The sequence below is a fragment of the Stenotrophomonas sp. AGC87 genome (assembly GCF_057333975.1).
The window spans coordinates 108,524-120,568 of sequence record NZ_JBHFHW010000004.1 but is presented as its reverse complement, the minus strand read 5'-3'; the positions used below and the strand labels follow the sequence as shown (position 1 = coordinate 120,568).

Annotated in this window: 12 protein-coding genes; 4 read left to right on the top strand and 8 right to left on the bottom strand. The window is 67.0% G+C overall.

From position 1 onward, the window contains the following. Positions 1–2: 2 nt before the first annotated feature. Entirely contained in the window at positions 3–977 is a 975-nt protein-coding gene (gene cyoA, locus ACE026_RS01455) for a ubiquinol oxidase subunit II (protein ID WP_088434204.1), read from the bottom strand. 190 nt (positions 978–1,167) lie between these two features. Here cyoA and ACE026_RS01450 point away from each other — a divergent pair, with 190 nt between their 5' ends. After that, entirely contained in the window at positions 1,168–2,535 is a 1,368-nt protein-coding gene (locus ACE026_RS01450; protein ID WP_486037308.1) for an aminotransferase-like domain-containing protein, read from the top strand. Positions 2,536–2,554: 19 nt separating this feature from the next. On the opposite strand, the gene ACE026_RS01445 is transcribed toward ACE026_RS01450, so the two are convergent. Then, positions 2,555–2,824: a hypothetical protein gene (locus tag ACE026_RS01445; protein WP_083298829.1), complete on the bottom strand. Its 270-nt coding sequence runs from the start codon at positions 2,822–2,824 to the stop codon at positions 2,555–2,557. Between the two features lie 174 nt (positions 2,825–2,998). On the opposite strand from ACE026_RS01445, the gene ACE026_RS01440 reads away from it, so the two are divergent. Together ACE026_RS01440 and ACE026_RS01435 are read left to right on the top strand one after the other, a co-directional pair. Further along, complete coding sequence (locus tag ACE026_RS01440) at positions 2,999–3,598, top strand: TetR/AcrR family transcriptional regulator (protein ID WP_486037306.1); 600 nt, start codon at positions 2,999–3,001, stop codon at positions 3,596–3,598. Positions 3,599–3,693: 95 nt separating this feature from the next. Then, the gene (locus tag ACE026_RS01435; protein ID WP_486037304.1) at positions 3,694–4,386 is read left to right on the top strand and encodes a type 1 glutamine amidotransferase domain-containing protein; all 693 of its coding nucleotides are present in this window, start codon (positions 3,694–3,696) and stop codon (positions 4,384–4,386) included. Positions 4,387–4,500: 114 nt separating this feature from the next. Here ACE026_RS01435 and ACE026_RS01430 read toward each other — a convergent pair whose 3' ends face one another. The 6 genes from ACE026_RS01430 to ACE026_RS01405 all read right to left on the bottom strand — a co-directional run bounded on the left by ACE026_RS01430 (position 4,501) and on the right by ACE026_RS01405 (position 10,686). After that, positions 4,501–4,695 carry a heavy-metal-associated domain-containing protein gene (locus tag ACE026_RS01430; protein WP_486037302.1) on the bottom strand — a complete coding sequence of 65 codons (195 nt, stop codon included), beginning with the start codon at positions 4,693–4,695 and terminating at the stop codon, positions 4,501–4,503. A gap of 114 nt (positions 4,696–4,809) precedes the next feature. Then, complete coding sequence (gene cueR / locus ACE026_RS01425; RefSeq protein ID WP_486037300.1) at positions 4,810–5,310, bottom strand: Cu(I)-responsive transcriptional regulator; 501 nt, start codon at positions 5,308–5,310, stop codon at positions 4,810–4,812. Further along, positions 5,307–7,847: a heavy metal translocating P-type ATPase gene (locus ACE026_RS01420; RefSeq protein WP_486037298.1), complete on the bottom strand. Its 2,541-nt coding sequence runs from the start codon at positions 7,845–7,847 to the stop codon at positions 5,307–5,309. Before ACE026_RS01420 ends, cueR begins: the two co-directional genes overlap by 4 nt. Before the next feature lie 117 nt (positions 7,848–7,964). Then, on the bottom strand, positions 7,965–9,272 hold the full coding sequence (locus ACE026_RS01415; protein ID WP_486037296.1) for a PQQ-dependent sugar dehydrogenase: 1,308 nt from the start codon (positions 9,270–9,272) through the stop codon (positions 7,965–7,967). Beyond that, entirely contained in the window at positions 9,269–9,685 is a 417-nt protein-coding gene (locus ACE026_RS01410) for a DUF2231 domain-containing protein (protein WP_486037295.1), read from the bottom strand. Before ACE026_RS01410 ends, ACE026_RS01415 begins: the two co-directional genes overlap by 4 nt. 71 nt (positions 9,686–9,756) lie before the next feature. Further along, on the bottom strand, positions 9,757–10,686 hold the full coding sequence (locus ACE026_RS01405) for a LysR family transcriptional regulator (protein WP_486037293.1): 930 nt from the start codon (positions 10,684–10,686) through the stop codon (positions 9,757–9,759). Between the two features lie 147 nt (positions 10,687–10,833). Here ACE026_RS01405 and ACE026_RS01400 point away from each other — a divergent pair, with 147 nt between their 5' ends. Then, a complete protein-coding gene (locus tag ACE026_RS01400; protein WP_486037291.1) occupies positions 10,834–11,991 on the top strand; it encodes an alkene reductase in 1,158 nt (385 codons plus the stop codon). Positions 11,992–12,045 lie beyond the last annotated feature (54 nt).

The following is a 12,045-nucleotide window of genomic DNA, read 5'->3' as shown; positions in this document are numbered from 1 at the left end:
AATCAGTTCTCCGCGGTACGGCTGGCAGACGCGGCCAGGCTTACGAGTTGGGATGTCGCGCCGGGTTCTTCGCCGGGCAGGCAGATTTCGTCGTCGGGCATGCCGCCGTAGCGGCGCAGGATGCTGTCGAACAGACCGGTATCCACGCTGGCGAAGCGCTGCATCGGCGCGCCGTGGGTCGGCTTCTCCAGCTCGGCCAGGCGGGCCTGGTCCAGATGGACGGCGGTGCCGCGCGACTGCGCCAGCCACTGGTCGAAGTCCGCCGCCGTCACCACCCGCGCATCGAACTTCATGTCCGAGAAGCCCGAGCCGCTGTAGGCCGAAGACATGCCGGCGTAGGTGCCCGGCGTATGCCCGATCAGGTGCAGGCGGGTCTGCATCGCCGGCATGGTGTAGACCATGCTGCCCAGCTGCGGCACGAAGAAAGCATTCATCATCGACTCGGAGGTCAGCTTGAACGCAACCGGCGTATCGACCGGCATCACCAGCTCATTGACCGTGGCCACGTTGTGGTCCGGGTAGATGAACAGCCACTTCCAGTTGAGCGAGACCACTTCCACGCGCAGCGCGGGCGTGTCCGATTCGATCGGGCGGTAGGGATCCAGCGCGTGGGTGCTCTTCCAGATCAGCACACCGAGCACGACCACGATCAGGCACGGAATCGTCCACACCACCACTTCGATCGCGGTGGAGTGCGACCAGTTGGGTGCGTAGGTGGCCTTCTTGTTGGACTCGCGGTAGTGCCAGGCGAAGTACAGCGTGAGGATGATCACCGGGATGACCACCAGCAGCATCAGGCCGGTGCAGACCAGGATCAGCTGCATTTCCTGCTCGGCGATGCTGCCCATGGGGTTGAACAGCTCCAGGTTCTTGCACCCGGTGAGCAGTGGCAGCAGCGCTGCCAGGCCGAACCAGCGTCCGGCGCGGGCTCGACCGGCCAGCGTGGCGCGGCGAGCGGAGTGTGTAGCGGGGTTCATGCGTGACGGCCCTTCCAACGCAGTGCCGGGCCGGGCGGCCCGGATCATGAAAAGTGGCGAACACCCCCCTGCATGACCGATATGCATGGGGGGTGCCCGCCGCAGCCGCGTACGTTAGGCAACGACATGATCCATACATGATGCGACACACTGTCGCAGCCGCTCTGCCCGGCGCGCGTACCATGCGCGCATGGAATGGAGCCCCCTCATCGCCGATGGCCACGGGCCGGTGTACCTGCGCATCGTGCAGGCGCTGGAACGTGCGGTCTGGTCCGGTGCGCTGCGTCCCGGCCAACGGCTGCCCGCACAGCGTGCGCTGGCCACCGAGCTGAAGGTGGACCTCACCACCATCACCCGTGCCTTCACCGAGGCACGCAAGCGCGGGCTGATCGATGCCCGTGGCCCGTTGGGGTCATTCGTCGCGCCGCCGCAGGTGGAACTTACCCAACTGGTGGACCTGAGCATGAACCTGCCGCCCAGCCCCGGCGGCGGTCAGGTGGCGGACATGCTGCAGCGTGGCCTGTCATCGGTGCTGACCCGCAGCGACGTCGGCAACCTGATGACCTATCACGTGGGCGGCGGAAGCCGGGCAGATCATCGGGCTGCACAACAGTGGCTCAAGCCGATCCTCGGCAAGGTGGATGCCGACACCTTGATCGTCACGGAAGGCGCGCAGGCTGCGCTGTCCGCCCTGTTGCTGGCGCTGACCGACGCCGGTGACACGATTCTGTGCGAGCCGCTGGTCTATCCCGGGCTGCTGCATGCCGCGCGGGTGCTGCAGCGGCGCCTCCAGGTGGTCGAGTGCGATGAGCACGGGATGCGCCCGGATGCGCTGGCCCGTACCGCGAAAGAACGGGGCGCGCGCGTGGTCTATCTCAACCCGACCGCGCAGAACCCGACCGCCCACACGATGCCGCAGGCACGCCGCGAGGCATTGGCCGAGGTGATCCGCGCGCAGGACCTGCAGTTGATCGAAGACGATCCTTACTGGCTGCTGCTGGAGGACGCCCCTGCCCCGCTCGCGCTGCTGGCACCGCGGCACGCCTGCTACATCTCCACGCTCTCCAAGTGCCTCAGTCCGGGCCTGCACACCGGCTTCGTGCGCCTTCCCGAAGGCATGGACCGGCAGCCGATGCTGGATGCGCTGCGCGCGGTCAACCTGATGGCGCCGCCGCTGATGAACGCCCTGGTGACGCAGCTGATCCTGGACGGCTCCGCGCAGGCCATGCTGAAACTGGTGCAGGACGAAGCGGCCGAACGACGCTATCTGGCGCGGTCGGCGTTGTCGCCGCGGTTCCTGCAGCATTGCGCGGGCGTGCACGCCTGGTGCCGCCTTCCCGCGCACTGGACCGATGCCAGCCTCACCCACGCCGCGCGCCTGCAGGGGCTGGGCATCGCACCGTCATCGGCGTTCACGCCTCAAGGCGTGGCGATCAACGATGCGGTGCGGATCTCATTGGGTGCCGCCGCCAACCGGCAGGAGCTGCACCGGGCGCTGCGCCAGCTGGATCAGCTGATGCATGTGGCGGCGGCGGAAAGCCCCGGCTGGACGGTGTGACGGCAGCCTTTCGGCACGCTCAGCCGGAAACGGCTTTGGCCTGCTTCCAGACGGCTTCAAACTGGCTGGCGGTGATGGCGTCATCCGAATCCAGATCCAGCCAGGACAGCGGCTGATCGGACAGCGGGAAGCGCTCATCGGCCTGCCCGGATTTGTCGGCCCAGACCAGCACGCTGCGGTAGCTCTCCACCTGCCGCACGATCACATCGCCCTGCGCCTCGAGGTAGATCGTGCCGTTGCCGATCTCGGATTCTGCGGGGTGTTTGTAGTGCTTGCGGGGCGTGCTCATGGCGGGGCGCTATCTGGCAATGAAAATGGGGCCGGGGAATATACCCTGATCCGCCCCCTCCCCGTCGGCAATCGCCGCCCGGGGACGGGGGTAGTGCCGGCCGCTGGCCGGCTTCCCGTAGACCATTCAAACAGGCACTAGACGACCGGTCTAATCAGACGTACAGTGGCGTCCATGAACTCCCCCACCGCCAGCTCCCCTGTTCGCGACACCATCCTGACCACCGGCCAGCGGATCATGGGCGCCAAAGGTTTTTCTGCGGTCGGCCTCAACGAGGTCCTCGCCGCCGCCGGCGTGCCCAAGGGTTCGTTCTACCATTACTTCGCCTCGAAGGAAGCCTTCGGCGAGGCGATGCTGGAGGACTACTTCACCGCCTATCTCGCTGATATGGACCGTATCTTCCGCCAGCCTGGGCAGACCAAGGCCGCGCAGCTGGAGGCGTACTTCCGCGCCTGGCAGGACAGCCAGTCCTTCGAGGATTGCCAGGGCAAGTGCCTGGCCGTGAAGCTCGGTGCGGAAGTCGCCGACCTGTCCGAGTCCATGCGCGCCGCCCTTCAACGTGGCACCACGGGAATCACTGATCGTCTGGCGCGTGCCGTGGCAGCGGGCGTCGCCGACGGCTCAGTGACGATCCAGGACCCGCCCGACGCTGTCGCGCGCAGCCTGTACCAGCTGTGGCTCGGGACCAGCATCATGGTCAAGATCGCCCGCAGCACCCGCCCGTTCGACGACGCCGTCGCGTTGACCTCCCGCCTTCTGCATACCGCCCCCTGACAAAGGGATGTCTCAGGCACGCCCGCATCGGCGTGTTTTTCTCGGCCCCATCACTAGACGACCAGTCTAATCAAACACCCACAGGAGCATCACCCATGAAAGTCCTCATCGTTCTGACCTCGCACGACGAACTCGGCACCACCGGCAAGAAGACCGGTTTCTGGCTGGAAGAGCTGGCCGCGCCCTACTACACCTTCAAGGATGCCGGCGCGGAGATCGTGCTGGCCTCACCCAAGGGTGGGCAGCCGCCGCTGGATCCCAAGAGCAACGAGCCGGACTTCAAGACCGACGCGACCCGTCGTTTTGAAGCCGACGCCGACGCCAACGCACAGCTGGCCAACACCGTCCGCCTGGACAGCGTCTCACAAGCCGACTTCGACACCGCGTTCTATCCCGGCGGCCACGGCCCGCTGTGGGACCTTGCCGAAGACACCCACTCCATCGCGCTGATCGAAGCCTTCATCGCCGCCGGCAAGCCGGTCGCGCTGGTCTGCCATGCGCCGGGCGTGCTGCGTCACGTCAAGACTGCCGAGGGTGCCCCGCTGGTGCAGGGCAAGAAGGTCACGGGCTTCACCAACACCGAAGAAGACGCCGTCGGCCTGACCGAGGTGGTGCCGTTCCTGGTCGAGGACATGCTCAAGGCCGCAGGCGGTTCCTACTCCAAGGGGCCGGACTGGGGCTCGTATGTGGTCAGCGATGGCTTGCTGATCACCGGCCAGAACCCGGCCTCGTCGGCCGAAGCGGCTGAGGTGCTGGTGGAGCGACTCGCGTCTGTCACCAAGGCCTGAGCCGCCGCGACGGCATCGAATTTCGCGGTGCCCCACGCCGCCAGGGACGGCAGCAGCGGCAGAAGATGTTTCATGCACATGCGTTGTCCTCCGGGATGGCGTGGGACCGCCCGCTCATGGCGTGGCAGGGAATCCAGCCTCGGCCAGCGCGGCCAGCAAGGCGGCGCGCTCGCGGTCGCTCTCCACACGTACTTCGCGCGCGGGCGGATCGGTCTCGATGCGTGCGTCCGGATCGACGCCCTGCAGGGCCTTGGTGACGGAGCGGGCGCAGCCGCCGCAGGTCATGGTGGGAAGGGTGAAACGATGCATCGGGCGACCTCGCCGTGGTGGGTGTCAGCCCACTGTCGGGGATGACAACGTGGCAAGGTCAAGGCCTTAACGCGTCCGCGCCCTTTGTGCAGGGCATGGACGCGGCCGGGTCGATCAGGAACGTGGCTTGCCGGCCGCGCGCCCGCGCGAGGACACCGGCGTATCCGCACCGAACAACGGCGTTTTGCGAGGCTTCCCGGCTGATGCAGTCTCCGCCGGCGCGGAAACGGGCTGGGCCAGGTCGGCGATGATCGGGCAATCCGGGCGGTCATTGCCGTGGCAGTGCTCGGCCAGATGCTCCAATGTCTGCACCATCGCCTGCAGCTCGGCGATCTTCGCCTTCAACCCCGCCACATGGGACAGCGCCACCGCCTTGACGTCGGCGCTGGCGCGTTCGCGATCACGCCACAGCACCAGCAGCTCGCCGATCTGCTCGACCGAAAAGCCCAGGTCACGCGCACGGCGGATGAAGCGCAGGCTGTGCGCGTCCTGCGGGCTGTAATGCCGGTAGCCCGCCTCCGAGCGCGCCGCCGGCGGGATCAAGCCGATCTGCTCGTAATAGCGGATCATCTTTGCCGACACGCCCGAAAACGTCGCGGCTTCCCCGATATTCATCGTCCGGTCCTCATCTCACCTTCCACCCTGCCGGTGCCCAGCGTATCGGCCTGCATCGGTGCATGGAAGCGCTTGAGCCGCAGCGCATTGCCGAGCACGAACACACTGGACAATGCCATCGCCGCCGCGGCGAAGATCGGCGAGAGCAGCGTGCCGTTGAACGGGTACAGCAGGCCAGCGGCCACCGGGATCAGCACCGCGTTGTAGGCGAAAGCCCAGAACAGGTTCTGCTTGATGTTGCGGATCGTTGCCTGGCTCAGGGCGATCGCGTTGGGCACGCCGCGCAGGTCGCCGGACATCAGCACGACGTCGGCCGCCTCGATCGCCACATCGGTGCCGGTACCGATCGCCAGGCCGACATCGGCCTCGGCCAGCGCCGGTGCGTCATTGATCCCGTCACCGACGAAGGCCACCTTGGCGCCACCAGCACGGAAACGCTTGAGCGCGGCGACCTTGCCATCGGGCAGCACCTCGGCGGCCACTTCATCGATGCCCAGCTGGCGCGCGATGGCTGCCGCCGTGGCCGCGTTGTCACCGGTGATCATCGCCACCTTCAAGCCCAGCGCGTGCAGGGCCTGGATCGCCGCCGGGGTGCTTTCCTTGATCGGGTCGGCCACGGCGATCACCGCCGCCAGACGTCCATCGATGGCGGCATACAGCGGGCTCCTGCCCTGCTCGCCCAGCCGCTGCGCGGTGGGCCGGAACGCCGCCACCTCCAGGCCGAGCCGGGTCATGTAGCGATCCGCGCCCACGGCCACGGTGCGGCCACCGACATGCGCGGACACACCGAAGCCGGGCACCGCCTCGAAGCGCTCGAGCGGCGCCAGTGCAAGCCCACGCGTTTTGGCGGCAGCCACGATGGCCTCGGCGATGGGATGCTCCGAGCGGGTTTCCACCGCAGCAACCAGCGCCAGCACCTCATCGGCCTGGAAACCGTCGGCCGGCTCCAGGTCGGTCAGCTCGGGACGGCCCTTGGTCAGCGTACCGGTCTTGTCCAGCGCGATCACACTCACATCGCGCAGTGCCTGCAGCGCCTCGCCCTTGCGGAACAGCACGCCCAGCTCCGCCGCGCGGCCGGTCCCGACCATGATCGAGGTCGGCGTGGCCAGGCCCATCGCGCAGGGGCAGGCAATGATCAGCACCGCCACTGCATTGACCAGCGCAAAGGTCAGCGCCGGTGCCGGACCGAACACCAGCCACGCCAGGAAGGTCAGCGCGGCAGCAGCCATCACCGCCGGCACGAACCACATGGTGACCCTGTCGACCAGCGCCTGGATCGGCAGCTTGGAGCCCTGTGCCTGCTCGACAAGGCGGATGATCTGGGCCAGCACGGTATCCCCGCCCACCTGGGTGACACGGAAACTGAAGGCACCGGTGGTGTTGAGGGTGCCGCCGACCACCTCGGCGCCCACGGCTTTGGCCACCGGTACCGGCTCGCCGGTGATCATGCTCTCATCCACATAGGACGCCCCCTCCACCACCGCGCCGTCCACCGGCACTTTCTCGCCCGGGCGGACCAGTACGACATCGCCGAGCGTGACCTCGTCCAGTGGCACCTCGACCGTCTCACCGCCACGCTGCACGCGTGCAGTCCGCGCCTGCAGCCCGACCAGGCGCTTGATCGCCTGCGACGTGCGGCCCTTGGCCCGCGCCTCCAGCGTGCGCCCCAGCAGGATCAGGGTGACGATCACAACGGCCGCTTCAAAGTAGACGTTGGCGGTGCCCGGCGGCAGCACGCCCGGGGCGAAGGTGGCGACCACCGAGTAGCCATAGGCCGCCGCAGTGCCGAGCGAAACCAGCGAGTTCATGTCCGGGGCGCCGCGCAGCAGAGCCGGCACGCCTTTGCGGAAGAAGCGCAGGCCCGGCCCGAACAGCACCAGCGTGGCCAGCGCGAACTGCAGGTACCAGCTGGTCTGCAGCCCAATGGTATGCATTACCCAGTGGTGCATGGCCGGGACAAGGTGCGAGCCCATTTCCAGAATGAACACCGGCAGGGTCAGTACCGCCGCCAGCAACAGGGAGCGGCGCAGCGCGCGGGCTTCACCTTCGCGGCGTTCCTCCTCCTGGTCACCGGCCGCAGCCGTGCTCACGCCTGCAACGCGCGCGGTGTAGCCGGCGTTTTCCACCGCAGCCACCAGATCAGCGGCGGAGACCGTACCGGCCAGATGGCGCACCTGCGCCCGTTCGGTCGCCAGGTTGACGCTGGCCGCGATCACGCCCGGCAGCTGCGCAAGGCCGCGCTCCACGCGACCAACGCAGGACGCACAGGTCATCCCGTCGATGCTCAGTTCGGTGGTGGCTTCGCGCACGGTGTAGCCCGCGCGTTCGATGGCACGGACCACCGCCTGAGGATCGGCCGCCCCGATGAAGCTGAGATCGGCCCGCTCGGTGGCCAGGTTGACCGACGCCGTCTGCACGCCGGGGACGGCGGTCAGCGCGCGCTCCACCCGGCCCACACAGGAAGCGCAGGTCATGCCCTCGATGGGCAGGCTCAGGCGGCTGAGCGGCGCGCCGGACCGGGAAGCAACAGAAGACATGGGGCAGTCCTTGGGTGAGGTTACCTGCCACCCTAAAGATTCCCATCATGGGAAGGTCAAGCCCCCTCTTAACGGGGACGGAGGTAATTATTAATCCCCTCCGTCCCCGTTAAGTAGCTACTGAGCGCCGTCGCGGGTGACCCGCCAGATCGTGTTGGAGAGGTCATCGGCAACGATCAGTGCACCGCGCGGGTCGACCGTGACGCCTACCGGGCGGCCGCGGGTCTTGCCGTCTTCGCCGAAGAAGCCACTCACGAAATCGATCGGCTCGCCGGCCGGACGGCCATTGCTGAAGGGCACGAACACGACTTTGTAGCCGACCGGGGGATTGCGGTTCCAGCTGCCGTGCTCGCCCACAAACACGCCATCGGCAAACTGCGTACCCATCACCTCGGACGAGAACGCCACGCCCAGTGCGGCCACATGCGAGCCCAGCGCGTAATCCGGTGCGATGGCCGAGGCGACCTTCTCCGGATTCTGCGGCATCACCCGGCGATCCACATTCTTGCCCCAGTAGCTGTAAGGCCAGCCATAGAAGCCGCCCTCCTTCACCGAGGTGAGGTAATCGGGCACGAGGTTGGGGCCGATCTCATCGCGTTCATTGACCACGGCCCACAGCGTGCCGGTGCCCGGCTGGATCGCCAGCGCGGTGGGATTGCGGATACCGGTGGCGTAATCCTTGTGCGCGCCGGTGGCCACATCGATCTGCCAGATCCGCGCGCGATCGATCTCCACCGCCATGCCGCGCTCGGTGATGTTGCTGTTGGAGCCGATACCCACATAGAGATAGCGGCCATCGGCGCTGGCGGTCATCGCCTTGGTCCAGTGATGGTTGATCGCCGCGGGCAGATCGGTCAGTTTCACCGGTGCGCCGCTCGCCTTGGTCTGGCCTTCCTGATAATCGAAGCGCACCACTGCGTCCTGGTTGGCCACGTAGATCGCATTGCCGATCAACGCCAGACCATAGGGCGCGTTGAGCTTGTCGGCAAACACCGTCTTCAGTTCGTAGGTGCCGTCACCATCGGCGTCGCGCAGCAGGGTCAGGCGGTTGCCGCTCTTGACCGCAGTGTTGCCCTTTGCCTTGATCTTGCCGGCGATGACATCCTTCGGTTTCAGATTCGGCGCGCTGCCGCCACGGCCTTCCGCCACCAGGATGTCGCCGTTGGGCAGGACCAGAGTCTGCCGCGGAATGCTCAGCTCCGTGGCAATCGCCGAGATGCGGTAGCCCTTGGGCACCGTCGGCAGGGTGTCGCCCCACTGCGCCGGCTTGGCGATGGTCATGTCCGGCATCAGCCCGCGATGCGGCTTGGGCATCTCCGGGTTGCCGCCGTACTGTTCCAGCTCGGGGGCCTTGCCGCTGCAAGCCGCCAGCGCGACCGCAAGCGCGGAAACCGAGAGCATCCGGATCGTCATCTGGCGGCTCATCGCACACCTCCCACGCGCAGGCTGGACAGGCCCACCCAGGTCGCGAGCAGCGCCAACACCGTCAGGATCACCGAGAGCACCAGGCCTGCCGGCATCACCGCCCACGCATCACGCGCATGGTGGAGACAGTTGATGAAACCCACGCCCCAGGTCACCGCCAGAATCACGACGTAGGCCAGGTTGCGGCTGCGACGGACCAGGCCGACGATCCCGCACAGCAGGGCGAGCGTTGTCATCACCATCGCGCCGATCAGCAGCCAAGAGGCAAAGTTCGCCCACTGGATCTCGTACGAACTCCAGTATGCGTAGTCCGCCAGCAGCGCCGCCAGGAACAACGGCAGCACCCCGCCCAATACAGCGGCGTGGAAGGGATGGATGACCCATGATCGGGTCAGGACAACGGTCGAAGCCATGGTGGTCTCCTGGTGAGGGGGCGAATCTCTCCCGATCCTGCCATCCCCGGTGTGATGGGGGTGCCCATGACTCACCGATCAGCACGATCCCAGTACGGCGGCGATCCGATCGCCTCGGTCAGGAAGGCCGACACCTCGCGGACCTTGCGTGAGCGCAGTCTGTTTTCCGGCGAGAGCAGCTGCAGATACACCCGTTCGGATTGCGGGGAGAACTCCCAGTCGCCGAGCAGCGTGACCATGCTGCCACCCTGCAGCGTTTCCGCATTGAACAGCCAGGTGGGGAACAGCACCACGCCGCGCCCTGCAATGGCCGCCGCCAGCAGCGCTTCGGCATTGTTGCTGCGCAGGGGGCCGGTCACGTTCAACGCCTTGAACGCCGCATCGGGGGTGGACCGGAAATACCACTTCTGGATGCCCAGCTGGCCCTTGTAGACCAGGCAGTGATGCTGCAGCAGATCCTCGGGGCACGACGGCGTGCCATGCGCGGCAAGATAGGCCGGGCTGGCGGCGAGGATGTTGCGGTGGGGCGCGATGACCTTGCCGATCAGGCCCGAATCCATCAGCAGCCCGACACGGATGATGATATCCACGCCTTCCTGGACAGGATCGATCAGCGTGTCGGTCAGGGTCAGCTCGACGATCAGCTCGGGATACTGTGCCTGCAACGTGTTGACGATGTGCGCGATGTGCAGCCGCCCCAGCGACTCGGGGGCATTGATGCGGATCAGGCCGCGCAGCGCGGCGTCGCGGCCTTCCAGCTGCCCGACCGCGTCATCGAGCAGGTCCACGGCGTCGCGCACCTGCTGGTGGAACTGCTCACCCGCTTCAGTCAACCGGACCGCCCGGGTGCTTCGGTAGAACAACTGGTGCCCCACGTCCTGTTCAAGCGCCGCGATGAAGCGCGACACCGATGAGGCTGGCACCCGGTGTTGCCGCGCCGTGGCCAGGAAGCTGCCGGTGGCGGCGACGCTGAGGAAATAGCGGAGGGCTTTGAGCTGCATGGTGGGCACCGTGGGACCTGATTGCTGTTTCAGCAATAGTCATTTGCCGAATCGCCGCATTGTGGCCGATATCGCACGCCCATACGATGAAGTGAAGCGCATGGCGGACCCGCCACGCCCTCCCCCCTCGCCCCCTCAGGAACCCCCATGAGCTCCCTTTTCAATACGTTCGACCTCGCGGGCATCCCGCTGCGCAACCGCGTGGTCATGGCCCCGCTGACCCGTGCACGCGCCCCGCAGGATGCCGCCGATGAGCGAACCGCCCTCTACTACGCCCAGCGTGCCACCGCCGGCCTGATCGTCAGCGAGGGCACGCCCATTTCCCGCGAGGGCCAGGGCTACCTGTTCAATCCCGGCATCTTCACGGCCGAGCAGATCGCCGGCTGGCGCCTGACCACCGATTCGGTCCATGCGCTGGGCGCCCGGATGTTCGCGCAGATCTGGCATGTCGGGCGCGTCTCGCACCCCACCATCCAGGCCAACGATGCGCGCCCGGTCAGCGCCAGTTCGAAGCTGCCGGTCGGCGCGCAGGCATTCGGCTACAACGAGCAGGGCCAACCTGCGCTGGTCGCCTCCCCTGCGCCGCGCCAGCTGGAGACCGATGAGATCCCCCGCATCGTGGCCGACTTCGCGCAGGCGGCTGCCAATGCCATCGAAGCCGGCTTCGACGGCGTGGAAATCCACGGGGCCAACGGCTACCTGCATGAGCAGTTCATCAATCCACAGGTGAATGACCGCACCGACCAGTACGGCCCGCAGTCGCTGGACAACCGCCTGCGCTTCACGCTGGAGGTGATCGATGCCGTGGTCGCGCGGATCGGCGCATCGCGTACGGCCATCCGGCTCTCGCCCTACGGCCAGTTGTTCGACATGCCGCACTACCCGGAAATCGACGCAACCTATACGGCACTGATCCAGGCCATCGGGCAGCGCGGCCTGGCGTATGTGCACCTGATGGACCAGTCCGGCTTCAAGGTCGGCCAGAAGTCGGTCGATGGCGCTGGCGATTCGGGCTTCAGCGGCCTGTTGCGCACGCTGAAGCCGCAACTGCCCGGCACCGCGCTCATCCTCGCCGGTGGCATGACCCGCGAGCGCGCCGAGCAGCTGATCGATGCGGGCCTGATCGACCTGGCGGCCTTCGGCGCCGCCTTCATCAGCAACCCGGACCTGGTGGCGCGCCTGCAGAACGGCTGGCCGCTGGCGCCCGCCGATCGGGACACGTTCTATGGCGGCGGCGCGGCCGGCTACGTCGATTACCCGGCGTACGCCCCGCGCCACGAACAGGCAGCCTCCGAGGCCGCCTGAGCAAACGGGTACGCGAACGGGGGGACATCCGTCCCCCCGTTTGTGAATCCTTGT

What these genes read in the sequence shown, in the direction of transcription:
- ACE026_RS01410 (WP_486037295.1), bottom strand. Translation starts at nt 9,685, where the DNA reads ATGGCTTCGACCGTTGTCCTGACCCGATCATGGGTCATCCATCCCTTC.
- ACE026_RS01450 (WP_486037308.1), top strand. Translation starts at nt 1,168, where the DNA reads ATGGAATGGAGCCCCCTCATCGCCGATGGCCACGGGCCGGTGTACCTG.
- ACE026_RS01415 (WP_486037296.1), bottom strand. Translation starts at nt 9,272, where the DNA reads ATGAGCCGCCAGATGACGATCCGGATGCTCTCGGTTTCCGCGCTTGCG.
- ACE026_RS01405 (WP_486037293.1), bottom strand. Translation starts at nt 10,686, where the DNA reads ATGCAGCTCAAAGCCCTCCGCTATTTCCTCAGCGTCGCCGCCACCGGC.
- ACE026_RS01400 (WP_486037291.1), top strand. Translation starts at nt 10,834, where the DNA reads ATGAGCTCCCTTTTCAATACGTTCGACCTCGCGGGCATCCCGCTGCGC.
- cueR (WP_486037300.1), bottom strand. Translation starts at nt 5,310, where the DNA reads ATGAATATCGGGGAAGCCGCGACGTTTTCGGGCGTGTCGGCAAAGATG.
- ACE026_RS01440 (WP_486037306.1), top strand. Translation starts at nt 2,999, where the DNA reads ATGAACTCCCCCACCGCCAGCTCCCCTGTTCGCGACACCATCCTGACC.
- cyoA (WP_088434204.1), bottom strand. Translation starts at nt 977, where the DNA reads ATGAACCCCGCTACACACTCCGCTCGCCGCGCCACGCTGGCCGGTCGA.
- ACE026_RS01445 (WP_083298829.1), bottom strand. Translation starts at nt 2,824, where the DNA reads ATGAGCACGCCCCGCAAGCACTACAAACACCCCGCAGAATCCGAGATC.
- ACE026_RS01430 (WP_486037302.1), bottom strand. Translation starts at nt 4,695, where the DNA reads ATGCATCGTTTCACCCTTCCCACCATGACCTGCGGCGGCTGCGCCCGC.
- ACE026_RS01420 (WP_486037298.1), bottom strand. Translation starts at nt 7,847, where the DNA reads ATGTCTTCTGTTGCTTCCCGGTCCGGCGCGCCGCTCAGCCGCCTGAGC.
- ACE026_RS01435 (WP_486037304.1), top strand. Translation starts at nt 3,694, where the DNA reads ATGAAAGTCCTCATCGTTCTGACCTCGCACGACGAACTCGGCACCACC.